At 64.5% G+C, this 19,989-nt stretch carries 21 protein-coding genes; 13 read left to right on the top strand and 8 right to left on the bottom strand.

Going from position 1 to position 19,989, the window contains the following annotated elements; all coding sequences use genetic code 11:
* Positions 1-120 precede the first annotated feature (120 nt).
* Positions 121-1,395 carry a hypothetical protein gene (locus BLR35_RS18750; protein WP_244510286.1) on the top strand — a complete coding sequence of 425 codons (1,275 nt, stop codon included), beginning with the start codon at positions 121-123 and terminating at the stop codon, positions 1,393-1,395.
* Between the two features lie 708 nt (positions 1,396-2,103).
* Here BLR35_RS18750 and menD read toward each other — a convergent pair.
* The 3 genes from menD to BLR35_RS18735 are packed head-to-tail and all read right to left on the bottom strand — an operon-like array spanning position 2,104 to position 5,905.
* Positions 2,104-3,900, bottom strand: a complete 1,797-nt coding sequence (menD, locus tag BLR35_RS18745) for a 2-succinyl-5-enolpyruvyl-6-hydroxy-3-cyclohexene-1-carboxylic-acid synthase (protein WP_090385515.1) — start codon at positions 3,898-3,900, stop codon at positions 2,104-2,106.
* Complete coding sequence (locus BLR35_RS18740) at positions 3,897-5,273, bottom strand: isochorismate synthase (protein WP_090385513.1); 1,377 nt, start codon at positions 5,271-5,273, stop codon at positions 3,897-3,899. The genes menD and BLR35_RS18740 overlap by 4 nt, the downstream gene beginning before the upstream one ends.
* A gap of 32 nt (positions 5,274-5,305) precedes the next feature.
* Positions 5,306-5,905, bottom strand: coding sequence for a sulfite oxidase-like oxidoreductase (locus BLR35_RS18735; protein ID WP_090385510.1), 600 nt, complete (start codon positions 5,903-5,905; stop codon positions 5,306-5,308).
* 211 nt (positions 5,906-6,116) lie between these two features.
* On the opposite strand from BLR35_RS18735, the gene BLR35_RS18730 reads away from it, so the two are divergent.
* Positions 6,117-6,416: a hypothetical protein gene (locus BLR35_RS18730; RefSeq protein ID WP_090385508.1), complete on the top strand. Its 300-nt coding sequence runs from the start codon at positions 6,117-6,119 to the stop codon at positions 6,414-6,416.
* Between the two features lie 195 nt (positions 6,417-6,611).
* A complete protein-coding gene (locus BLR35_RS18725; RefSeq protein WP_005579832.1) occupies positions 6,612-6,842 on the top strand; it encodes a ribbon-helix-helix domain-containing protein in 231 nt (76 codons plus the stop codon).
* Between the two features lie 15 nt (positions 6,843-6,857).
* Here BLR35_RS18725 and BLR35_RS18720 read toward each other — a convergent pair whose 3' ends face one another.
* Positions 6,858-7,046 carry a DUF7550 family protein gene (locus BLR35_RS18720; protein ID WP_090385505.1) on the bottom strand — a complete coding sequence of 63 codons (189 nt, stop codon included), beginning with the start codon at positions 7,044-7,046 and terminating at the stop codon, positions 6,858-6,860.
* Between the two features lie 114 nt (positions 7,047-7,160).
* Between BLR35_RS18720 and BLR35_RS18715 the strand changes: the two genes are divergently transcribed.
* From BLR35_RS18715 to BLR35_RS18695, 5 genes are all read left to right on the top strand, one after another.
* Entirely contained in the window at positions 7,161-7,877 is a 717-nt protein-coding gene (locus tag BLR35_RS18715) for a hypothetical protein (RefSeq protein WP_090385503.1), read from the top strand.
* Positions 7,874-9,256, top strand: coding sequence for a transposase (locus BLR35_RS18710; RefSeq protein ID WP_090385500.1), 1,383 nt, complete (start codon positions 7,874-7,876; stop codon positions 9,254-9,256). Before BLR35_RS18715 ends, BLR35_RS18710 begins: the two co-directional genes overlap by 4 nt.
* 57 nt (positions 9,257-9,313) lie before the next feature.
* Positions 9,314-10,129: an imidazole glycerol phosphate synthase subunit HisF gene (gene hisF, locus BLR35_RS18705; protein ID WP_090385497.1), complete on the top strand. Its 816-nt coding sequence runs from the start codon at positions 9,314-9,316 to the stop codon at positions 10,127-10,129.
* A gap of 66 nt (positions 10,130-10,195) precedes the next feature.
* Positions 10,196-11,020, top strand: a complete 825-nt coding sequence (locus BLR35_RS18700; protein WP_090385494.1) for a zinc-ribbon domain-containing protein — start codon at positions 10,196-10,198, stop codon at positions 11,018-11,020.
* 59 nt (positions 11,021-11,079) lie between these two features.
* On the top strand, positions 11,080-11,808 hold the full coding sequence (locus BLR35_RS18695; protein ID WP_090385492.1) for a hypothetical protein: 729 nt from the start codon (positions 11,080-11,082) through the stop codon (positions 11,806-11,808).
* Here the strand turns inward: BLR35_RS18695 and BLR35_RS18690 are convergent.
* Positions 11,805-12,089, bottom strand: a complete 285-nt coding sequence (locus BLR35_RS18690) for a DNA-directed RNA polymerase subunit L (protein WP_090385698.1) — start codon at positions 12,087-12,089, stop codon at positions 11,805-11,807. The two genes, BLR35_RS18695 and BLR35_RS18690, sit on opposite strands and share 4 nt — an antisense overlap.
* A 130-nt stretch (positions 12,090-12,219) precedes the next feature.
* Here BLR35_RS18690 and BLR35_RS18685 point away from each other — a divergent pair, with 130 nt between their 5' ends.
* The 4 genes from BLR35_RS18685 to BLR35_RS18670 all read left to right on the top strand — a co-directional run bounded on the left by BLR35_RS18685 (position 12,220) and on the right by BLR35_RS18670 (position 17,401).
* Positions 12,220-14,019 (top strand): rhomboid family intramembrane serine protease, encoded by a 1,800-nt coding sequence (locus tag BLR35_RS18685; RefSeq protein WP_090385489.1) that lies wholly within the window; start codon positions 12,220-12,222, stop codon positions 14,017-14,019.
* Between the two features lie 154 nt (positions 14,020-14,173).
* Positions 14,174-14,923, top strand: a complete 750-nt coding sequence (locus BLR35_RS18680; protein ID WP_090385695.1) for an ABC transporter ATP-binding protein — start codon at positions 14,174-14,176, stop codon at positions 14,921-14,923.
* Positions 14,913-16,169 (top strand): ABC transporter permease, encoded by a 1,257-nt coding sequence (locus tag BLR35_RS18675; RefSeq protein WP_090385487.1) that lies wholly within the window; start codon positions 14,913-14,915, stop codon positions 16,167-16,169. Before BLR35_RS18680 ends, BLR35_RS18675 begins: the two co-directional genes overlap by 11 nt.
* Positions 16,166-17,401, top strand: a complete 1,236-nt coding sequence (locus tag BLR35_RS18670; RefSeq protein ID WP_090385486.1) for an ABC transporter permease — start codon at positions 16,166-16,168, stop codon at positions 17,399-17,401. Before BLR35_RS18675 ends, BLR35_RS18670 begins: the two co-directional genes overlap by 4 nt.
* An 82-nt stretch (positions 17,402-17,483) precedes the next feature.
* Here BLR35_RS18670 and BLR35_RS18665 read toward each other — a convergent pair whose 3' ends face one another.
* Complete coding sequence (locus BLR35_RS18665; protein WP_090385483.1) at positions 17,484-18,101, bottom strand: METTL5 family protein; 618 nt, start codon at positions 18,099-18,101, stop codon at positions 17,484-17,486.
* A gap of 10 nt (positions 18,102-18,111) precedes the next feature.
* A complete protein-coding gene (locus BLR35_RS18660; RefSeq protein ID WP_090385481.1) occupies positions 18,112-18,513 on the bottom strand; it encodes a DUF7961 family protein in 402 nt (133 codons plus the stop codon).
* Positions 18,514-18,671: 158 nt separating this feature from the next.
* Here BLR35_RS18660 and BLR35_RS20425 point away from each other — a divergent pair, with 158 nt between their 5' ends.
* Positions 18,672-18,842: a zf-TFIIB domain-containing protein gene (locus BLR35_RS20425; protein WP_139169325.1), complete on the top strand. Its 171-nt coding sequence runs from the start codon at positions 18,672-18,674 to the stop codon at positions 18,840-18,842.
* A 51-nt stretch (positions 18,843-18,893) separates the two neighbouring features.
* On the opposite strand, the gene BLR35_RS18655 is transcribed toward BLR35_RS20425, so the two are convergent.
* Positions 18,894-19,946 (bottom strand): disk-shape morphogenesis protein volactin, encoded by a 1,053-nt coding sequence (locus tag BLR35_RS18655; protein ID WP_090385479.1) that lies wholly within the window; start codon positions 19,944-19,946, stop codon positions 18,894-18,896.
* Between the last annotated feature and the right edge of the window lie 43 nt (positions 19,947-19,989).

The following is a 19,989-nucleotide window of genomic DNA, read 5'->3' as shown; positions in this document are numbered from 1 at the left end:
GCCACCACCTCTATTGGCCTCGCCGGGTGTCTGGGTGGGGCAGGACCTCTCGCAGACGGTTGGCTATCGAGCGATGGCGAAACCGCAGACTCGGGTTCCGGGGAAGGAGCCCTCGAGACCATGACTGCGGTCACCCCCGAATCAGCCAGCCTGCTCGTCGCCGATCTCGACCTGCCCCGCCGGACGACCCTGAAACTCTACCTCAACGCTCCGACGGCCGACGACCCTGCTGGTGACTGGAACATCGAGAAAAATATCGTCGCCCGACCGACACTAGAACTCCCGGTCGCGGACGAGCCACTCGACGCGACGATCGACCAGCGAACCGACGAAACGGACGCGTTCGACTCTCAGACCGATGGTATGCGGATCGATTTCGAACTAGACGAGGATCTTCCCGACGGAATCCCACTGCAGTTTACCCTGCAAGCGGTGGAAGACACAGAAGACGGACGGACGTACAACCTCGGAACGACGCAACCGTTCACGATCATCCCCGGGGAAGACAACGCAATCACCATAGAGCGGTCGAACAACGGCTACGAACCGCTCGAGTACTCCTCGAAAAGTGACGTCTTCCTGGATCGGGACGCCACCGACGACGGCTACCGCATCCGGATGGCCGCAGGAACAAACGATACGCGCTATCACGCGCCCTCGCAGTCGGGAATCCCCAATCGGAACGACGAATTCGGCTTCGAGGACTACAAACGGGGTGCGTTCGAACGACCGTGGGGGATCGAGTACGAAATTAGCGAGGACGAACACGACGCCGCCCTCCGCCACTGGAAGATGCGCTACAAACACAGCGGCGGTGACGAAGACCAGCTAGACGTGATGTGGCGGTACTATCTGGACGGCGGCGAAGAGTGGGGGGTCACACACGACACCCTCGAGCCGATCGAACGCCTCGCCGAACAGTTCGCGGAGAAAGCGGAACTCCTCGGGTTCGAAACCCCCGAGGAGAAGGTTCGGTTCGTCGCGGACATCATCCAGTGGATGGAGTACGAAACCGACGAGGAACGGCGGTGGCGTGATCTTCCCGAGGTGCAACACCCGGTGAACTTCTTCTCTCGCGGTCGTGGTGACTGCATCGACAAGGTCGTCGCCGCAACCTCCCTGCTCTACCAGGATCCGTTCCCGGACTACGTGATGGACAAGTACTACATTTTCCGCAACCCGTACAGAGGCGGTATTTTCCAGACCCAGACGGAGCATATCGGGCTCACCATCGAGAGCGATATCTTCACGACCGATCTCGGCGGGCCACAGGTCAGCGACGACGATGGCTACAGCTACATCGAAATCACGTATCCCGGTCCACTGGGTGCAGCATACCCCGGCAACGAGGACCTCGAACTCGTCGACATCAGCGACGCCTGGCCCGGCTACTGACACGGTTTGCTGTAACTATTTACCGCCGATCGCCAGACCGGGATCGGTGCTCGTCGGTAATTGACTACAGCAGACCGTATGAGCACTCGATTCTGTAGTAACGGTTGATATCGAACGGCGCGACCCCTGGTCCGTCGATACTTCGTTCCAGAGAGCCGGCGGTCTACGATGTGATCAGTGCCAGCGAGTCAGGGCAGAGGGAAGCACCGGCCGATCGATCCTGCGTAATGTTCCGTCGACGACCAACAGGTCATCCTCGGGTGTCGAGACCGAAGTGATCGACTGCAACAGCGGCGTCAGCGGACGCCCGATTCGTTTTCCGGCAGTACGCTGGATCTGACGACTGGCAGCTACCGTAATTCACTCACCGACGAACGAGACATTTTGTATAGCATTATGTAATTTATCAGGTTGGCATGCACCATATCTGGAAGAAAATGAAACTCACTCAGACAAGAAAATATCTTCGAGAATGGCCGCGGCGCTAAATTCATCCGATCACAGGACACGACCAGCGACGCCTGCAGGCCACTGCTCGAGATCGAGCGCCGAAACTGACCTCACCGCTGCACTGTGCAATGATCGATAACGATGCTGGCCACTGGACTCAGAGTACAGCAACAGCCTTACTCTACCGATACTCACCACCAAAAACTCGCAGCGTCAGCGCGACAGCCACCACCAGTCGAGGACAACCAGCTGAATACGTTACTCCTCGAATTCGCTCTCGATGCCATCTATAACCGCCCGCTCGAGTGTCTCGCGCCGTCGATGACTCGCTTCGGCGTCGAACGACACCGAGAGCACCTGCGTTCCGTCGGTCTCGAGCGAGCGTTCGTAGGCGTCCGCAAACTCCGCGGGGGAAACGGCGTCGAACTCGAGGTCGTACAGGTCTGCGAGCCGATCGAACTCGAGGCTGTGTGGCGTCTTGAACTGGTCCGTAAACGGTGGATCGAACTCCTCGATCGGGAGTTTGTGGAAGATACCGCCGCCGTCGTTGTCCAGCAGGACGATCGTCGCGTCGACGTCACAGCGGTCGATCGCGAGCAGGCCGTTCGAGTCGTGGTAGAAGGCGAGATCGCCGGTCACGAGCACGAGCGGTTCGTCTTCGCCGGTCGCACTTCCGGCACCGAGGGCCGTGCTCGTGATGCCGTCGATACCGCTGGCACCGCGGTTCGCGAGCACCGTCAGTTCGGCGTCTCGAGGGCGACCGAACCGGTCTGCGTCCCGGATCGGCATGCTGTTCGAGACGAAGACGGTCGTCGGATCCGGCGCGCGTTCGAAAACCGACGCGAGAACAGCCCCCTCAAAGGGGTCGTCCGCGAGGTCAGTTCGGGCCTCGTCCCGCAGGTCCCAGTGGCTCCGTTCGGCCTCGTCGAACCGGGCACGCCAGTCGTCGTCCGTCTCTGTCTCTCCCTCGAGCGCCTCGAGGACTCCGTCGACGACCGATTCCGGCCTGGCGGCGATCAGATCGGTCGCCGTGAACGTCGCCTCGCGCCACGCGCCCGCGGGGTCAACTACGAACTGTCTCGCGTCGGCGTCCCGCAACGCGTGACGCAGGGATTTCGAGGTCGGCGACGCACCGAACCGGAGGACGACGTCGGGATCGGGGAGTTCCCCGGCGTAGACGTCGTAGCCGCCGTATATCGGGCCGCCACGTTCGACGTGTGAACCGAACCGGAGCCCCGAAAGCGGGTCCGCGAGTACTGGTGCGCCGATTCGCTCGGCCAGCGAGACGACGCGTTCGCGGTCGACGTGCTGTAAATCGGCTGGATCAGCAGGTCCAGCGACGAGCAGCGGTCGATCCGCCTCCGCAAGCGCCGTCGCGATCGAACGGGCCGACTCGGTCTCGAGACCGACCGTTCCCTGTTCGGTATCGACGAAGGGGCCGTCCCGTCCTCGAGCGGCCGTCGTCTCGGCGAACGACTCCGGAACCGCATCCGGTACGTCGATCGGCTCGAGGGGTTTCCGGAACGGACAGTTGAGGTGGACTGGCCCCAGTTCAGAGCCGCCGGTTTCCGAGAGTGCGCGTGCGGCGGTCGTCCGGAGGCTCCGGACCTTCCGTTCGTCGGCCTCGGGTTCGGGTAGTTCGGCGAACCATCGGACGGCGTCGCCGTAGAGTTTGACCTGGTCGATCGTCTGGTTCGCGCCGCTGTCGCGCAGTTCGGCCGGTCGGTCGGCCGTGAGAACGAGCAGCGGGACGCGGGCCTGGTCAGCCTCGAGGACGGCGGGGTGGAAGTTCGCGGCCGCCGTCCCGGAGGTACAGACCAGCGCCGTCGGCTCGCCGGTTCTCCGGGCACGGCCGAGCGCGAAAAAGGCCGCGGACCGTTCGTCGAGGTGGGAATACACGTCGACGTCGGGGTGTTCCGCGAAGGCGACCGTCAGCGGCGTCGAACGGCTGCCAGGGGCGATACAGACGGCCTCGAGGCCGCCGCTTGCGAGTTCGTCGACGAGAACGCGCCCCCAGAGGGTCGCACGGTTCGGACTCGAGCGTGGATCGGTCATCGTAGTTCGTCGAGAATCGAGCGCAGTTTCAGCTGTACTTCCTCCCACTCGTCGTCGGGGTCGCTGTCGGCGACGATGCCGTTGCCCGCAAAGAGAGTGATCGCGTCCCCGCGTGCGACACCAGAGCGGATGCCGACCGCGAACTCGCCGTCGCCGTGTCCGTCGAACCAGCCGACGGGAGCGGCGTACCAGCCGCGATCGAACGTCTCGGTCTCGTGGATTGTCTCCCAGGCTGCGGCCGGTGGAACGCCGCCGACTGCCGGTGTCGGATGCAGCGCCTCGACGAGTTCGAGGACGTGCCGATCGGTTTCGAGCGTCGCCTCGATCGGCGTCCAGAGGTGCTGGATCGTCGCCAGTTTCCGGACCGACTGATCGGCGACGGTCAGTTCCCGCGTGACCGGCTCGAGTTGGTTGCAAATGGCGTCGGCGACGAGACCGTGCTCGCGCTGGACCTTGTCGCTGTCGAACAGCGTGCTGGCGTACTCCTCGTCGGCTTCGGGGGTGTCACCCCGGGCGACGGAGCCGGCCAGTGCCTCGGTCTCGACGTGATCGCCACGTTTGGCGACCAGTCGCTCCGGCGGCGCGCCGAAGAAGGTCCCGCCGACCTCGTGGCCGATCAGGAACCGGTAACAGTTCGGGTATCGACGTCGGAGTCGCTCGAGCGTCGCCGCGACGTCGAGGTCGTCCGCGAGGTCGATCGACAGCGCCTGTGCGAGCACGACCTTGGTGAGTCGGCCCTCGTCGATTCGCTCGAGAGCGGACTCGACCTGGTCGGTCCACTCCTCAGGTGTGGTACTTCTCGTGGTCTCGTCGACACCGGGGCCCGACCCGCTCGAGCGCATCGCAGGGAGGTCGGCCAGCCGATCTGACCAGCGTTCGAGTCGATCCTCGGCGTCGGTTTCGGTTTCACCGACAGCCGTCAGCCACGTTCCGTCGTCGCTTCTGACGACGAGCGCGCGTGGGATCACGAACGAGGCCGCGTCGAATCCGCTCCAGGGCTCGTCGTCCGGTTCGTGACCGTCGTGGAACGCGAAGCCGCCGAACGCTCTGGGGCGAGCGACGTCCGGTCCGTCGTGGTCGACCCGATCGAAAACCCGGCTTGCCTGCCGGCGAACGGCGTCGAAACGGTCCGGACCTGTCGCGACGATTCGAACGGCCTCGCCCCGGCCGACGATCTCGAGGCCGTCGGGCGTCGCCCACTGGATTCGCGTCTCGCCGTCCGCGTCGACGACCGCACCGAAGGAAACATCCTCGAGCTGGCGACTGTGGCTCACTAGCTCGAGTCCACTGGTATCGTACCCGGGATCGGTGCCGGCGTCGACCTCGGTCGCGAGCCGACTTCGATCCCCGCTCTCACCCGACGTCCTGTCCATCGAGCACAGTTCGGGACCGCCCGACCTTCAGCCTAACTATATCTCTCCTCTTGCCACGGATTGGCAGTCTGGGAGTAGCCACGCCGTTCCCAGTAGCCCGGCTCGGATTCGGTGAGGAACTCGACGCCGTCGACCCACTTCGCGCCCTTGTAGGCGTATCTGTGGGGCGTGACGACCCGAAGCGGGCCGCCGTGGTCCGGCGGGAGCTCCTCGCCGTCGAACGCCCACGCGAACAGGACTTCCTCGCGCATGCAGTCCTCGAGCGGCAGGTCCGTCGTGTAGTCGTCCAGCGCGGAGAACATGACGTGGCAGGCGTCGTCGGAAACGCCGGCACGTTCGGCGAGTTCGGGGAAGGAAACGCCGGTGAACTCGCAGTCGAACTTGCTCCAGCCAGTCACGCAGTGAAAGTCCTGTCGCTGGGTCTCTGCGGGGAGGTCACGAAACTCGTCCCAGGAGAAGGTAAGTTCCTCGTCGACGGCACCGGTGACGGTAAACTCCCAAGTGTCAGGGTCGAACTCCGGCGTACCGCTCTTCGAGAGGACGGGAAACGCCGACGTCTCGCGCTGTCCCGGCGGCAGCCGTTCGTCGCCGAACTCCTGATAGAGGTCCGTAACGTCGGTTACGTTCGTCATATAGGGGGAGTACGTGGCGAGCTACGTAGGTGTGACGCCACGCGTCGACGCGCTCGGATCGAACGGGTCGATCGACGCGAGTAACTCCGTATTGGCTGGACGGCGTCGATCCCGAAACGGTTCGAAACAGTCACGATAGCATCACAAGTCGAAGGATACCTCTCGAAACCCTCGCCATCCCTTAGTAGGGTCTCGGCGTCTCTGTTACCGCATGGCGAGTAGACAGCAGATTACGGAACGGGAAATGTCAGGACAGGCAGCAGAAGAAGTCGGCGAACAGGCTATCGGCCCCGCGTTCCTCGCGTCAGCGGCCTCGGTCGGCCTCGCGTGGTACTACTTCTTCCTGCGAGGTGATCGAGAACGGGGGCTGTTCGTCGGCCTCTGGCCGCCGACGATCCTCGCGTTCGCGAGTTACTTCAACCAGCGCAAGATGCGCCAGCAACTGGACTCGATTACCCAGCCTGGGACGACGCTGAAGAACGCGATCGACTCGATGATGGGAAGTCGGTAACCGCCGCGAACGCGGCGGTTGGACGGACTGCTGTAGTCAGTGCCGGTGCACCCGCGACCACCCTGTGGTGCACCGACCGCTCGTTACAGGAGACCGCATCGATCACCCCACGTCGAAGGGGTCGGTAGCGTCGCTTTTCGGTTCGTGCATATTCCCCGTCAAACCTAAATACCCCCTCGCCGAAAGCGGAATCAGATGCCGAAAGTAGAGATCACTATCCCCGAGCACCTCGAGATGCAGATCGCCCAGATGGTCGAACGCGGTGAGTTCGTCAACCGCGAGGAGGCGATCGAGGACCTCCTCTCGACGGGCATCAAGGCCTACAAGACCAGCGGGCCGATGGACGAAGAGGAAGGAACCACCGGTGGCGGCACCGGCCTCGAAGACGACGGTATGATGGGCCACGACGACGAGTACGTCTTCTAACCCGTATTTCGACGCTTACAGCGCGATTGCGCCGAGCGGGATGCCGAACGCGATCGCTGCTCCGACGACCAGGACGAGAAAGCCGATAGCGACGGCCCGCGAGGAGTAGTCACTCATCGGTGCAGTCGTTCGCTCGGCCTCGAGGTCGTGCCCGACGTCCGCGGCCGAGTCGTGATCCGTGTCGTGCTCCGTGTCGTCTGCCATGTGCGGGCGTTGTTCCCTCGGCGTCTTAAATACACCTACCGCGACGCGTGTCTCGCTACCGGCGTGAACGTATCACCCAGAGATATTTACTGAACGGGCGACAAGCAGGCTGCAATGCCCTCCAGACGTGATGCGTTCTCCCGCAGACGCCTTCTCGCCGCCGCGACAGGGGCCACGATAGCCCTCGCTGGCTGTGTCGGCGAGAGCGAGAGCCGGAGCAACTCTGCTAGTGACTACGGTACAACCGAAGGACGGAGACCGGAATCGACCCACGAGTACGAGTCGCTGTCCGTCCGAGCGGACGACGCCGACTACTTCGTGTATCGTAGCGAGGACGAGGCTCGAGAGGCCAAAGCGGAAGACGACGTTCGGCCCTCGATATACAGGCGCTCGCGGCTGTTCGTCCTCTCGGAAGACGACGCCGACACACTCTGGATCGATCCCGGCCTCGGGGACGACGAAAACGAGATTCGTGACTTCCTCGGGGAAACCGACTTCGAGACCCAGTCAGTCGTCGTCCACCAGCGGACGATCGAGGACTGCTACGAACGGCGGCTACTCGGCGTTCAGGCAGACGACGACCAGTTCCGGGCGTCGTTCTGCCGGCCACTGAAGCCGCCGACGGAACCGTGTGAAGCCGACAGAGACCGGATGCAAGCGACCGTCATCCGCGTCGACCGACCGTACGACGACCGGCCCTCGAGCGGCGGCAGTTCCGAGAGCGCGGCGTGTCCCGACTCCGCAGTCGCTCACCGGGTCGAGGACGACGGCGACGAGAACTCGAGTTCGATAACCCTGAACACGAGCGTGAGCACGGGTGAGGACGAATGACGGGAGCGAACGACGACGGACTGCGGACACGCCGCCAGCTCCTCGCCGGACTCGGGGCCGTCTCTGGCGTCGCCGTCGCCGGCTGTAGCGCCCTCCCCTGGGAAGACGACGGGACGTCGTCGTCTCTCGTATTCTCCCAGGATGAGGCAGAGCGCGTCCTCGAGGGGGCCGACGAGCCCACGATCGAGTGGCCGGTCCCGATTCGACCCGACGAGAGCGCACTCGCGGACGCGCTCGAGCGCGTCGACGCGCTGGTAGCGGAGGTCCCCGATCCGCTGGAGCCGGAACACGTGCCCAACGGCGTCGTTCGCGAGTCGATCGTCGAGAGTCGCAACGAGGCGGCGACCACCTGGGACGAGGCCGCTGATGCGACCGGCGTGGCACAGTACCATGCGCTACACGATTCCCGAGACGCCCGCGAATCCGCACGAACCGCGGCGACGTCGTGGCTCGCCGTCGACGCCGACCGGGAGTCGCTGGTCGCCGAACTCCGCGACGAACGCGACGCCGCCGACGACGCGGTAGCCGACCGACTCGAGTCGATCGAGTACCGTGGTTCCGACGCGGATGCGGGCGTTCTACGGGCGGCGCTGTACTACTACCGGCTCGAGAATGATCTCACGGGCTCCGAACGGAGCATCGATCGCTGGAGTGTCTCCGAGACGGACGACGTCCTCGACATCGGCGGAGCCGCCGGTTCCCTCGAGTCCGCGACGGCGACGGCCACTGTCTGGGAGCACCTCGAGGATCGGTGGCGCGAGGACGAGGACGATGTCGACCTCGAGTCGACCTTCGAGGACGCCCTCGAACACTCCGTCGAGGCCGCCGACGAGATCGGATTTCCCGCCCAGCAGGAAGGGTGGCTCGAGGACGTCGGTCTCGGTGACCTCGACGACCAGTACCTCGAGTTCGTCCTTCATCGCGCCAGACAGCCGGTCGACAGGGCCCAAAGCCGCATGAAAGAGGCATTGCGAGACGGCGACCTGGCGACGGGTCTCTATAGTGCACTCGAGTTCGAGATGACGTATCGTGGGTTCGAGACGGTCCGGGATCGGATCGCCGACGGCGACCTTCACGCCCCGTCGATCGAGGACGTTCGAGCCGAACGGCAGGAAGCGCTCGCTGCAGCACGGCAGGCACGAGAAGCCGACTTCGAAGGTGGGTCGATCACCGATCCGTCGCTCGGTGCCTACCTCCTCGCGGAGACGCTTCGGTCGCTCGAGTGGAACGACGCCAGCGTCCGCCGCCGTGCCACGGGTGGTGATCCGGACGCGAACGTCTCGCTGAGCAGCCAGTATCGGGACTACGTTCGGTACCGGAGCCACCTCGAGGCACTGCCGGAGGCGGTCGAGACCGTCCGCGGTCGGTTGCTCGCGTAGGATCGCCCGATCCAGACTCCTTTACTACCCTCGGTGCGAACTCCCGGTAACGACCACATGGCTCTGACCAAGCGAATCATCCCCTGTATCGACGTCGACTTAGACGAGGACGGGAACCCGGCGGTCTACACGGGCGTCAACTTCGAGGACCTGAAATACACCGGCGATCCGGTCGAGATGGCCAAGGCGTACAACGAGTCCGGCGCGGACGAGTTCGTCTTCCTCGACATCACCGCATCCGCGGAAGGCCGGGAGACGATGCTCGATGTCGTCGAACGCGTCGCCGACGAGGTGTTCATCCCACTCACTGTCGGCGGCGGCATTCGGACGACCGACGACATCAAGGAGACGCTGCGGGCCGGCGCGGACAAGGTCTCGATCACCACGGGCGCGCTCGAGCGTCCGGAACTCGTCAACGAGGGCGCGAAAGCGTTCGGCAGCCAGTGTATCGTCATCAGCGTCGACGCTCGACGGCGGTTCGACGAGGAAGGCGAGCACTACGTCGAGGTCGACGGCGAGTCCTGCTGGTTCGAGTGTACGAAGAAAGGCGGCCGCGAGGGAACGGGTATCGACGTCCTCGAGTGGGCGGCCGAAGCCGAGTCCCGTGGCGCAGGCGAGCTGTTCGTCAACTCGATCGACAAGGACGGCACCAAGGACGGCTACGACCTCCCGCTGACCGAAGCCGTCTGCGAAACCGTCGACACGCCCGTCATCGCCTCCTCGGGCTGTGGCGGTCCCGAGGACATGTACGATGTCTTCACCGAGGCCGGCGCGGACGCGGGGCTTGCGGCCTCTATCTTCCACTTCGACGAACACTCGATCGAAGAAACCAAGGAATACCTCGACGAGCAGGGCGTGCCGGTTCGCCTGTGAACACAGCCGGGAACCACCCCTCAATTACCAATACGCTTATACAGTCGCAGTCGTGCCTTTCTACCAGTGAAGTGGCGGTGCACGTGGTGTGGAAAACCACACGAGGAAAACGACCCACCCTGTGACAACTGCGGGCACAACAAGTTCGAGGAGGCGATCGTCCGCGAGAGCGACGACACTGCCGCGTCCAGGACCGTCGACACGGGGACGACCTACGTCTGGAAGTGCCCCAACTGCGGGCGCGAGCACGTCAAGAACAATCCACCCTGCTCGCGCTGTGGGAACCCCGACCTCGAGAAGACCGAACAGACCTACGACGACGTCGACCAGGAACTCGACACACCAGGCTGGCTCGAGGTCGCGAAACCCTATCTTCCCGTCTTCGCCGTCGTCGGGATCGTCTTCCTGCTGTTCGCGACAGGGATCATTCCGGCGTCGATCCTGCCGGGGATCGGGACGCCGACGCCGCCCGACGCACCCGGAAACGGCAGTGCGGTCGCAGGGATCGACCTCGAGGACACCGAAGAAGTGGTTCACGAACGACTCGAGGCCGAGCGCGACGATCCGCGATCCCTCGACGCAGGGCTCGCGGCCTTCGCGGAGTACCAGAACCGTGCGCTGATCGCGATCGAGTACGACGACGCCGACCCCGATGGTGTACCGCTTTCGGAGTTCGACGTGGACTGTACCGCCGAACCGGAAGCGGGACAAGTAGCAGTCCCTGACGCCGGCGAACAGTACACCGACGAGGCGGCACTTGGGGACGCCGTCGCCGAACGGTTGCTCGCGTCCGACGTCGGCGACGAGATTATCGGTGGATCCGCCACGATCGAAGGGGTTGACTTACACCAGGTCGACGGGACAGTCTACGTCGTCTACGCAACCTGTTAGGCTGAAACCGTTCTTTGAGCTTCATGAAGACACTTGGTCCGGCTACTGGAACGAGCAGTATGGACGACCGGACGAGTGTCACGTCTCGACGGGCGCTTCTTACAGAGACGACCCTCGCGTTCGTGGCCGTGACTGCCGGCTGTCTCGAGGGGCCAGCCGCGTCGAATCCCGGCGACGAACGAGGGAAGAACGAGCCACTCGAAACGCCCGTTGTCGACGAGCCACCACACGACCCCGAGCGTCCGAATCCGTCGGGCGAGGAGCCCTGGGAGGAGTGGAACGACGATTACCTCGGCGAAGGGATGGCGACTGAACCGACAGTCGAGTTCGACCGTGTCTCGGGGGTTCGCCTGGCCGAATCCATGCTCGCGGGCCGAGCGACGGAACTCGAGGGTGGGGTTTACAGCGTTCGCCTCCTCGCGAGCGAACGTGACCTCGAGACGGTCGTCGACCTCGAGAAGACGGATAGCGACGCACGAACGGCACTCGAGTCAGTCGACTTCGACGAGCGCATCGTGATCGTCGTCGAGTCGGGGTATGGCTCGAGTTCGGTTGCCCATCGCTGGGTGCGCGTCGAACCGCTCGAGAACGGGATTCACCTCCACGGCTACGAGACGAATCCCTACGAACAGACTGCCGACGCGTCGCCTCGCCATTCGGTACTGATCGTCGACCGTCCAGACGGTGGTGCGCTCGAGGTCGCTCGCGTCAGTCAGACGGTCGCCGAGGATCGGCGGGTGCACTACGCCTCGACCGATGGCGTCGCGACGCCGCAGGAAAGAAGTTAGGCTGCTGCTTCGAACGCGTCACGGAAGGAAACGGCCTTCTCGCGGACGTCCGCTGCCGACGCCTCGAGGGCGTCGATGGGATCGACGTCGCCTTCGGTCTTGATCGTCAGGATCGGCTCGGTCTGGCCACCCGACTGTTCCGGATTGACGTCGTAGGTCGCCGCACTCACGTCGTCGTTCTCGAGCAGTGCCCCCTTGAGGACGTTCATGAACGTGTGGTCCTCGCCGGCGATTTCGATCGAGAGTTCGTCCTCGGTCCGATCGGTGACCCGCAGTTCCATGTCACCGAATCCGGCCGTCAGCCGCTTGTACCTTTCGAAGGCGGTTCCACGGACTCCCGTACGATCGTCGACCTCGCACTCGAGTGCCGAGAGGGTAATTCCTATACGGCTCCGGTCTAACCACAGCCACATGCTCTCGATCGCGACACTGCTTTCGGCTGTCGTCCTCGGTACGCTTCTCGTCTCCGTCGCGATCGTCAAGCGACTCCAGGAGAGAGAATACGGACACGGGGGACGCTGGCAGGAACTGGCGCGGTCGCGGTTCGTCCTCGGCATCCCGTGGGGAACCCTCGTCGTGATCGCGTTCGTACTCGCCGTCTACCTGTTCGTCCAGGACGGTATCTCGGACTTCTCCGATCCCGTCACGCTTCCCTACCGCTCCTGGTCGTACTTCTATCCGCTCGGGATCGCGACGGCGTCGTTCTCCCACGCCGGTCCCGGCCATCTCATCAGTAATCTCGTCGGGACGCTCGTCGCCGCACCGATCGCCGAGTTCGCCTGGGGACACTATCCACAGGGACGAGACGCCGACGACACAGCCGACCCACCGTGGCGACGACCCTGGATTCGCGCGCTGGTCGTATTCCCACTGGTCGTGATCGGCGTCGGACTGCTCACCAGTCTCTTCGCACTCGGTCCCGTGATCGGTTTCTCGGGCGTGGTCTTCGCGTTCGCCGCCTTCGCGCTCGTTCACTACCCGATCGTGACGTTGATCGCAACGCTTGGCGTCCAGAGCGCGCTGTATACCGTCTACAGCGCGTTACAGAATCCGATCCACGTTTACGTCGCCGAACCCGCTCCACCGACGCCGCCGTCGTGGGCCGGTATCGCCATCCAGGGCCACGCACTCGGCTTCTTCATCGGTCTCGTGCTTGGAATTGCCCTCATCGAGTGGCGGAACAACCGGCCCGATCCGTTCCACCTCTGGCTCGCGCTCGTCCTCTATGCGATCTCGAGTGGCCTCTGGCAGATTTACTGGTTCGGAGAGGGCAACTCCTTCTACCTGTTCCAGGGCCCCGGCGTCGCACTCGTCGTCGCGCTCGCGCTCGTGATCACGCTTGCGCTCTACGCATCCGAACGCTCTCTCTTCCCGAAGCGAGTCGAACGCTTCCTCGTTCGTCTGCGAGGCTCGGAGTGGGCAGTCGATCGCCCCCTCGAACTTGCACGCTCGAGCAGTCCCGACTTCGGTCGAATCCACGAGATAGCCGGCGGCTACCGGACCGAACGGACGACGAATCTGTCGAGCTACAGTCGCCGCGGCGGGGCGTTGCTCGTCGTGTTGCTGGTTCTCGCCGCTCTCGTCGGGATGGCTATCCCCGTCAACGTCGTCGCGGTCGACGCGAGTCCACAATCGCCCGAGTCGGCGATCGAAATCGAGGACTACACGATCGAGTACGCCGAGGACGTCGAGAACGAACTCGTTTCCGACTTCGGTATCGACCAGCTAGGCGAGGGACTCGAGGCAAGCGGCGTCATCGTCGCGAGCGAGCAACGGAACCTCTGGATCGAGGCAGTCACCGAACAGCACCTCGCGTACACGGGTAACGAAACCGTCACGGTCGGCGGTCCGGGCTGGCGCTCGAGCGTCGTCGTCGAACGCGCGGGCTGGGAACCGGTCGGCAACGAACCCGTCTACCAGATTCGGATGGCCGAACGCGGCGAAGACCAGCAGGTCGTATACGAGTCCAGCGAGGTGCAGGCCGACGTCCTGGTCGAAAACAGGACGATCACGGTACTCTCCGAGGACGGCGAGTTCCGTCTCGAGGTCGCTTCGGCCGAGACCGGCATCGCCGAGACTGCGGCTATCCCTGAGACCGACGAGTCGACGTCCGCCGCCGGTGTGCAGTTCGAACACGAGGACGGAACGATCTACGCGATGACGGACGAAACGGTCGTCGCCGTCGCGAGCGAAGAAACCTACGACGGCTGAGTTCGGTCTCGTTACTGCACCGGACAGTCGGCTGTACGTGGACGTTTCGACGGACGGCGTCGCCCTGCGACGCGCTGTAACCGAACCCAACCGGGAGAAGCGAGTGTGAAACAATGCCCCGGTGGGCCGTCTCCTCGTGCAACTGACCGAACCGATGTTCGAACGATCACGACGGCAGACGGCCACAGCGGGGTCTCGCACACGCGACCGTACTGAACGGACGACGGCCGTCCGTCTCGAGGGCGTGAGCCACGAGTACGGGGCGGGAGCCGAGCGGTCGGTCACCGCGCTCAGAAACGTCTCACTCAGGGTCGAGACCGGCGAAGTAGTCGGCCTGAAAGGGCCAAGCGGGAGCGGCAAGTCGACGGTTCTCCACGCCGTTGCGGGACTGCTGGTTCCGTCCGAGGGGGCGGTCTCACTGCTGGGAACCGACGTCACCGAACTCTCCGATCGGAAGCGAACGCGACTGCGCCGGCGTCACGTCGGCATCGTCTTCCAGCGGTTTCACCTGCTCCCGTCGCTGTCGGCGCGGGCAAACGTCGCCCTGCCGCTCGTTCAGGCCGGCGTCGGCCGCTCGAGTCGCCGGGAGCGAGCCGAACGGCTGCTCGAGGAGGTCGGACTCGGCGACAGAACCACACACCTCCCCGGCGAGTTGAGCGGCGGCGAGCGTCAGCGTGTGGCTCTCGCACGGGCGCTCGCAACGGACCCGGACGTCATCGTCGCCGACGAGCCGACCGGCGAACTCGACACCGCGACAGGCGAAGACGTCCTCGAACTGTTGACCGACGTCGGTCGCGACGGCGACCGGGCTGTGCTCGTCGCCTCCCACGACGAGGCCACGCTGTCGGTCGCCGATCGGGTGATCTCGCTCCGTGACGGCCGGGTGGTGATGGATGGGAACTGACGGCGACGGGAGCCGCCGATCGCGCTGGGCTGGCGTCGTCTCGCTCTCGGTAGGTCGGCTGTGGAAACGCGCGACACGGACCAGATCGGGCAGGATCGCGGCGATGACGGCCGCCGTCGCGCTGACGATCGCGCTTTTGCTGATCGTGACGGGGATGGCGCTGGCGCTCGCCGACGGCGGCGTCACGAACGAAGACGACGCCGACGTCACCGTCGCCCCGGAAGGGTCCGGAACGATCTCGACGGTCGACGGCGTCGAAGGGCCGCGACTCGGCGAGACGAACGAGCGCACGGAGACGATCCGCGAAGACGACGGTGTCGACCACGCGTCGCCGGTACTTGTCGAGAGGGTTCGACTCGAGTCGGCTGGCGACGACGGCGAGCCACGGACGATTCTCGTCGTCGGCGTCGTTCCGGACGACGAGAACAGAACCGTCGCCGGTCTGTCGACCGGGGGGCTCGAGCCCGGCGATCCACACTACGCCGACGGTGCCTACGACGGACCGCGGGAGCGAGAGATCGTCCTCTCCTCGTCCGCGGCGGAGCGACTCGAGGCCACGAGCGGCGACGATCTCGCCGTCTCGGGACTCGAGAGTGCCGGTGGCGACGAAGTGCCGACGCCGACGGTACAGGTTACTGCCGTCGAGGACGGGCCGGAGGAGAGCGAGGCCCCCGTCGCGCTCGTCCACCTGAGCGAACTCCAGGACGTCTCCGGTGCGGCCGACGGCGAACTCGCCGATCACGTACTGGTGTGGGGCGACGAAGAGGCCGCGACCGCCGCCGCGAGCGAGGAGTACCCCGACGCTGCGATCGAGACGGACGACGCCACCGACCCCTCGGCGCTGTTCGACGACGGCCTCGCGTTCGCGACCAGCCTCCTCGCGCTGATCGTCGGGCTGACGATCTGTACGTCGTTCGTCGCGACGACCGCGGGAATGACCGTCGACGAGGACCGGCGAACGCTGGCGGTCCTCGAGTCGATCGGCTTTCCGACCTCGAGCCGACTCGCAGTCGTGGGGCTGTCGACGATCGTGACGACCGTCTGTGGCGCACTCCTGGGCGCTGCGCTGGGGATCGCCGGGATCGAACTCCTCGACGCCGTCGTTACGTCGGACACGATCGCCCAGGCACACCCGCTTTTCGTCCCCTACGCCGTCGCCGTCGGACTCGTGTCTGGGGCCGTCGCGGTTCCCTATCCGATGGCGATCGCGGCGCGAACGTCCGTTCTCGAGGAGGTGGGCCGATGATCGCCACCAGCCTCGTTCGAGCGCGGGCGATCGTCGGTATCGCTGCCGCCCAGCTCCGCCGGTCGCCCGGACGGACTGCCCTTGCCGTGTTCGCGGTCGCACTCGCGGTACTCTCGGTGACGCTGCTTGCCGGACTCGGAATCGGCGTCGTCGAGACTGGCGAGGACGGACTCGAGAACGCCGATCAGGACATCTGGATCTCGAGCGAGCCCGTCGATCCAGCCGCCAGCGGGACCGAGAATCCGATCGTCGGCGCTCACGGCACTGCTGCGGAACTGACGGACCGCGACGACGTCACCTTCGCGACGCCGATCGCACTTCAGGACGTCTACGTCGGGACGGAGCCGGACGAACTGGAACGACGACCCGCAGTCGGCGTCCAGGAGACTCACGAGGGGTTCGACTTTCAGGACGGAGAAGGGTTCGAGACGCCTGACGACGCCTACGAGAGCGACGAGCCCCGCCGGGACGAACCGGCGACCGACGAGATCGTGCTCGACCCCCGCGTCGCGGAGAGTCTCGACGTCTCGGTTGGCGACACGCTCTACGTCGGCACCAGTCGGGAGACGGCACCGGAGTACGAGTTCACCGTCGTCGGGACCTCTGATTACTACTCGCAGTATCTGGGCTCGGAGACGGTGACGATGCCACTCGTCGACCTGCAGGCGGTCGCCGGCACCTCCGGAACCGACCGTGCGACCTTCCTGACGGCCGACGTAGCCGACGACGCCGACCGGGAGGAAGTCGCCGCCGACCTGGACGAATCGTATCCGGAGTACGACGTGCGCACCAGCGACGAGCAGGTCGAGGCGATGATTGGCGAACAGCCGCTCGTGGTCGCAAGCGGCGCGACCCTGGTCGGCCTCGCGATCGTCGGCGGCGTCGTCCTGACGGTCAACCTGTTCGCGCTCGTCGCCGCCCAGCAACGCGAACAACTGGCCGCGCTCCGGGCGATCGGCCTCTCGCGGTGGCTCCTCGCGGGAACGATCGGCGCACAGGGGCTCGTGATCGGACTCCTCGGCGGTCTCGCCGGACTCGCCGCGACGCCACTGCTCGCGAACGGACTGAACCGGATCGGGGCCGAAGTCGTGAGTTTCGACGACCTCGTCCGGACGCCGCCGGACGTCTACCTGATCGGGTTCGCCATCGCGTTCGTCGTCGGCACTCTCGTCGCACTCGTCGCCGGCTGGCGGGCCGGCCGGTATGCCCGGATCAGCCACCTCGAGGGGTGAAACGGTCTGCTGGAACGAGTTACGGTACAACCGCAAAACGGGTCGCGGTTGCGCCGTCGATGACTCACAGCAGTCCGTATCGTTATCGCCACTCGATCCGGAACACTTCCGCCTCGAGCGTCTCGCGTGCTTCGGTGTGGAACTCGAACCGCCGTTCGATCGGGAACGGTGCCCGGAACGCGTGGGTGACCTCGCCGCCCTCGTCTGCGGCGTAGGATTCGACGAACTCCTGGCTCCCCTCGTTGTGGATCGTGTAGGAGACCGAGGCGATCGTTCGGGCGGTCTCGAGAAACTCGCGATCGGCGTGTCGGTTTCCGCGCTGTGCGCCAAATGGGGGATTCGAGACGACGGTTACGTCGGCGTCAGGAGACAGCGGCGGTCGGGTTACGTCGCCGACGATCCAGTCGACGTCGCCACCGACCTGGGCTGCGTTGTCGCGGGCGACTGCGAGCGCGTCCGGGTCGACGTCGACTCCGACGACCCGTTGTGCGCCTGCGAGCGAGGCTGCGACTGCCAGCATTCCGGTTCCCGTTCCGAGGTCGGCGACGGGGCGCTCGAGGTCTCCCTGCAAACCGGCCAGGTGACAGAGGTGGGCGGCGATCTCCGGCGGTGTGAGGTACTGTTCGAGGTCGGGAGACGGATCGGAAAAGTCAGCTATCGACTCGAGTTCGCGAGCGAGCGTCCGCCGGGACGGTGCCATCGCGTCCAGGTTACTCCTCGAGCGTGATAGGCCCCTCGAGTTCCAGGACGATCCCTTCCCGCTGGGCTCGTTCGGCACAGGCCGCGAGCGCGGGACGGACTTTTTCGGGGTTTTCGACGTCGTCGACGGAGACGACGACGGAGCCGACACCGAGGAACGCGCCTGCACGTACGTGACTTCGGATGCGGTCGACTTCCTCCTGAGTCGCCAGCGAGCAGTCTTCCTCGAAACAGGCGTTGATGGTCAGCGAGGTCGGCGAGAGGTTCGCTTCCGCCAGTTCGCGTTTGAGGTCGCGGAGGTAGCCAGGCGCGGTCGACTCGAGGGCGGCCGCGTCGATGCTCACGGGGGTGACGTCGGTCTGATCACAACACTCGATCGGTGACGGCTGGTCGGGGGACGAAGTGGTACTCATTACTACCCCATACATAGGCCGCATACAAAAGCTTTGTTGAATACGCAGTAGTAATAGGCTGGCCGGCAGATCGGGTTCGAACCCGGATCCGGCAGCGAAACACTCAGCCAAAAAACAATTTCATATAGAGTTAAGGACGGTCCGGAGCACGACTACGTATGGACGAGTGCCCCCGATGTCAGCGCTCGCTCGAGAAACTCACCCTCGGGGAGGTCTCGACCATTACCTGTCCACATTGCGAGTACGCGGACATCCCCGTCGAACACGAACCCGACGAGGAAGACGCCGAATCCTGGCGGGACGCCTTCAATCGGTTCTACGAGGAGTGACCGGCGTTCGGGCGCCTTCGAATCGTCGGTGACGAACGGAAAACGGAGTAGTTACTCGTTTGCAGCTGCGGCTTCCGCTTCCTCTTCTTCGTTGTCGTCTTCGGCGACCGCCTCTCCCGTATCGACGTCCTCGTCGGAGCGGGCGGCGACGAGACCACCGCGTGCGACGCTGTAAAGCGGTTCGTCCGCGTGGCTCACGCTGCTGATCGAGAACGGAATGTTCGCCTCCTCGAGGTGGTCACGGAACAGTTCCTCGAAGCCGTCCGGACTCGAGGTGCCGCCGGTGACGACGACGGGCACGTCCAGTCCTTCCTCGACGTCTTCGTCGTCGACTTCCGAGACGATGTTGTCGATGACGTAATCGAGCAGGTTCTCGTAGTAGATCGACAGCGCCCCTTCGACGCCACCGACGTCGGTCGTGAAGTCGAGTTCGAAGTCGTCTTCCTTGATCGAGGTCACCTTGTCGACGGGCGTGCCAGTCGCGCGAGCGGCCTGTTCGTCGACCCAGTCGCCACCGCGGGCGACGGAGAACTTCATGACCGGGACGGCGTAGTAGGACAGACAGACGTTGGTCATACCGGCACCGAAGGAGATGCCCAGTCCGGTGAAGTTGTTGTCCGCGAGTTCACTGTAAATGACGGACATCCCCTCGTTGATGGGCTCTGCGTCGTAGCCCATGTCGTTGAGGAACGATTCGATCGTCTTCTGGTGGTACAGCGTCGAGAGATCCGAGTCGATCGGGTCGGCAGGCGTCGAGAAGTAGAGTTTCTCGTCGGGATAGCCGGGTTCGCCGACGACCTGTTCGATGATGAGCTTCATCATCGGGATCGCACTCTGCTCGTCGTTCGAGAGGATCCCGTGTTTCATCGGCCGGCGAGTCTCCTTGTTGAAGATGTTCGCGAAGTTCAAGGCGTCGTCGCCGACGACGTAGACCTTATCGTCCTTGCGAATGTGGAGGACTTCGCTCCGCGAGAGCATCTGCTCGGCCATATCCGAGTACTCGATCTCGACGAAGGAGTTGCGCTGTTGCACGAATACCGTGTCGTTCCCATCCTGCTGTGCAGACAGGATGTTCATCGTACCGACGTCTAGGCCTTTGGCCATAGTTGAGCAAGGCGGCTGACGGATTATAAATCTATGTCTATTA

The sequence above is a fragment of the Natronobacterium texcoconense genome, assembly GCF_900104065.1.
GTDB classification, from domain to species: domain Archaea; phylum Halobacteriota; class Halobacteria; order Halobacteriales; family Natrialbaceae; genus Natronobacterium; species Natronobacterium texcoconense.
Note: the sequence above shows the minus strand (reverse complement) of the source record. Positions and strands in the feature narration are given on the sequence as shown.

Bases quoted from the DNA above. Each gene is read 5' to 3' on its own strand.
- BLR35_RS18750 (WP_244510286.1), top strand. From the start codon at position 121: ATGACTGCGGTCACCCCCGAATCAGCCAGCCTGCTCGTCGCCGATCTC.
- menD (WP_090385515.1), bottom strand. From the start codon at position 3,900: ATGACCGATCCACGCTCGAGTCCGAACCGTGCGACCCTCTGGGGGCGC.
- BLR35_RS18740 (WP_090385513.1), bottom strand. From the start codon at position 5,273: ATGGACAGGACGTCGGGTGAGAGCGGGGATCGAAGTCGGCTCGCGACC.
- BLR35_RS18735 (WP_090385510.1), bottom strand. From the start codon at position 5,905: ATGACGAACGTAACCGACGTTACGGACCTCTATCAGGAGTTCGGCGAC.
- BLR35_RS18730 (WP_090385508.1), top strand. From the start codon at position 6,117: ATGGCGAGTAGACAGCAGATTACGGAACGGGAAATGTCAGGACAGGCA.
- BLR35_RS18725 (WP_005579832.1), top strand. From the start codon at position 6,612: ATGCCGAAAGTAGAGATCACTATCCCCGAGCACCTCGAGATGCAGATC.
- BLR35_RS18720 (WP_090385505.1), bottom strand. From the start codon at position 7,046: ATGGCAGACGACACGGAGCACGACACGGATCACGACTCGGCCGCGGAC.
- BLR35_RS18715 (WP_090385503.1), top strand. From the start codon at position 7,161: ATGCCCTCCAGACGTGATGCGTTCTCCCGCAGACGCCTTCTCGCCGCC.
- BLR35_RS18710 (WP_090385500.1), top strand. From the start codon at position 7,874: ATGACGGGAGCGAACGACGACGGACTGCGGACACGCCGCCAGCTCCTC.
- hisF (WP_090385497.1), top strand. From the start codon at position 9,314: ATGGCTCTGACCAAGCGAATCATCCCCTGTATCGACGTCGACTTAGAC.
- BLR35_RS18695 (WP_090385492.1), top strand. From the start codon at position 11,080: ATGGACGACCGGACGAGTGTCACGTCTCGACGGGCGCTTCTTACAGAG.
- BLR35_RS18690 (WP_090385698.1), bottom strand. From the start codon at position 12,089: ATGGAACTGCGGGTCACCGATCGGACCGAGGACGAACTCTCGATCGAA.
- BLR35_RS18685 (WP_090385489.1), top strand. From the start codon at position 12,220: ATGCTCTCGATCGCGACACTGCTTTCGGCTGTCGTCCTCGGTACGCTT.
- BLR35_RS18680 (WP_090385695.1), top strand. From the start codon at position 14,174: ATGTTCGAACGATCACGACGGCAGACGGCCACAGCGGGGTCTCGCACA.
- BLR35_RS18675 (WP_090385487.1), top strand. From the start codon at position 14,913: ATGGGAACTGACGGCGACGGGAGCCGCCGATCGCGCTGGGCTGGCGTC.
- BLR35_RS18670 (WP_090385486.1), top strand. From the start codon at position 16,166: ATGATCGCCACCAGCCTCGTTCGAGCGCGGGCGATCGTCGGTATCGCT.
- BLR35_RS18665 (WP_090385483.1), bottom strand. From the start codon at position 18,101: ATGGCACCGTCCCGGCGGACGCTCGCTCGCGAACTCGAGTCGATAGCT.
- BLR35_RS18660 (WP_090385481.1), bottom strand. From the start codon at position 18,513: ATGAGTACCACTTCGTCCCCCGACCAGCCGTCACCGATCGAGTGTTGT.
- BLR35_RS20425 (WP_139169325.1), top strand. From the start codon at position 18,672: ATGGACGAGTGCCCCCGATGTCAGCGCTCGCTCGAGAAACTCACCCTC.
- BLR35_RS18655 (WP_090385479.1), bottom strand. From the start codon at position 19,946: ATGGCCAAAGGCCTAGACGTCGGTACGATGAACATCCTGTCTGCACAG.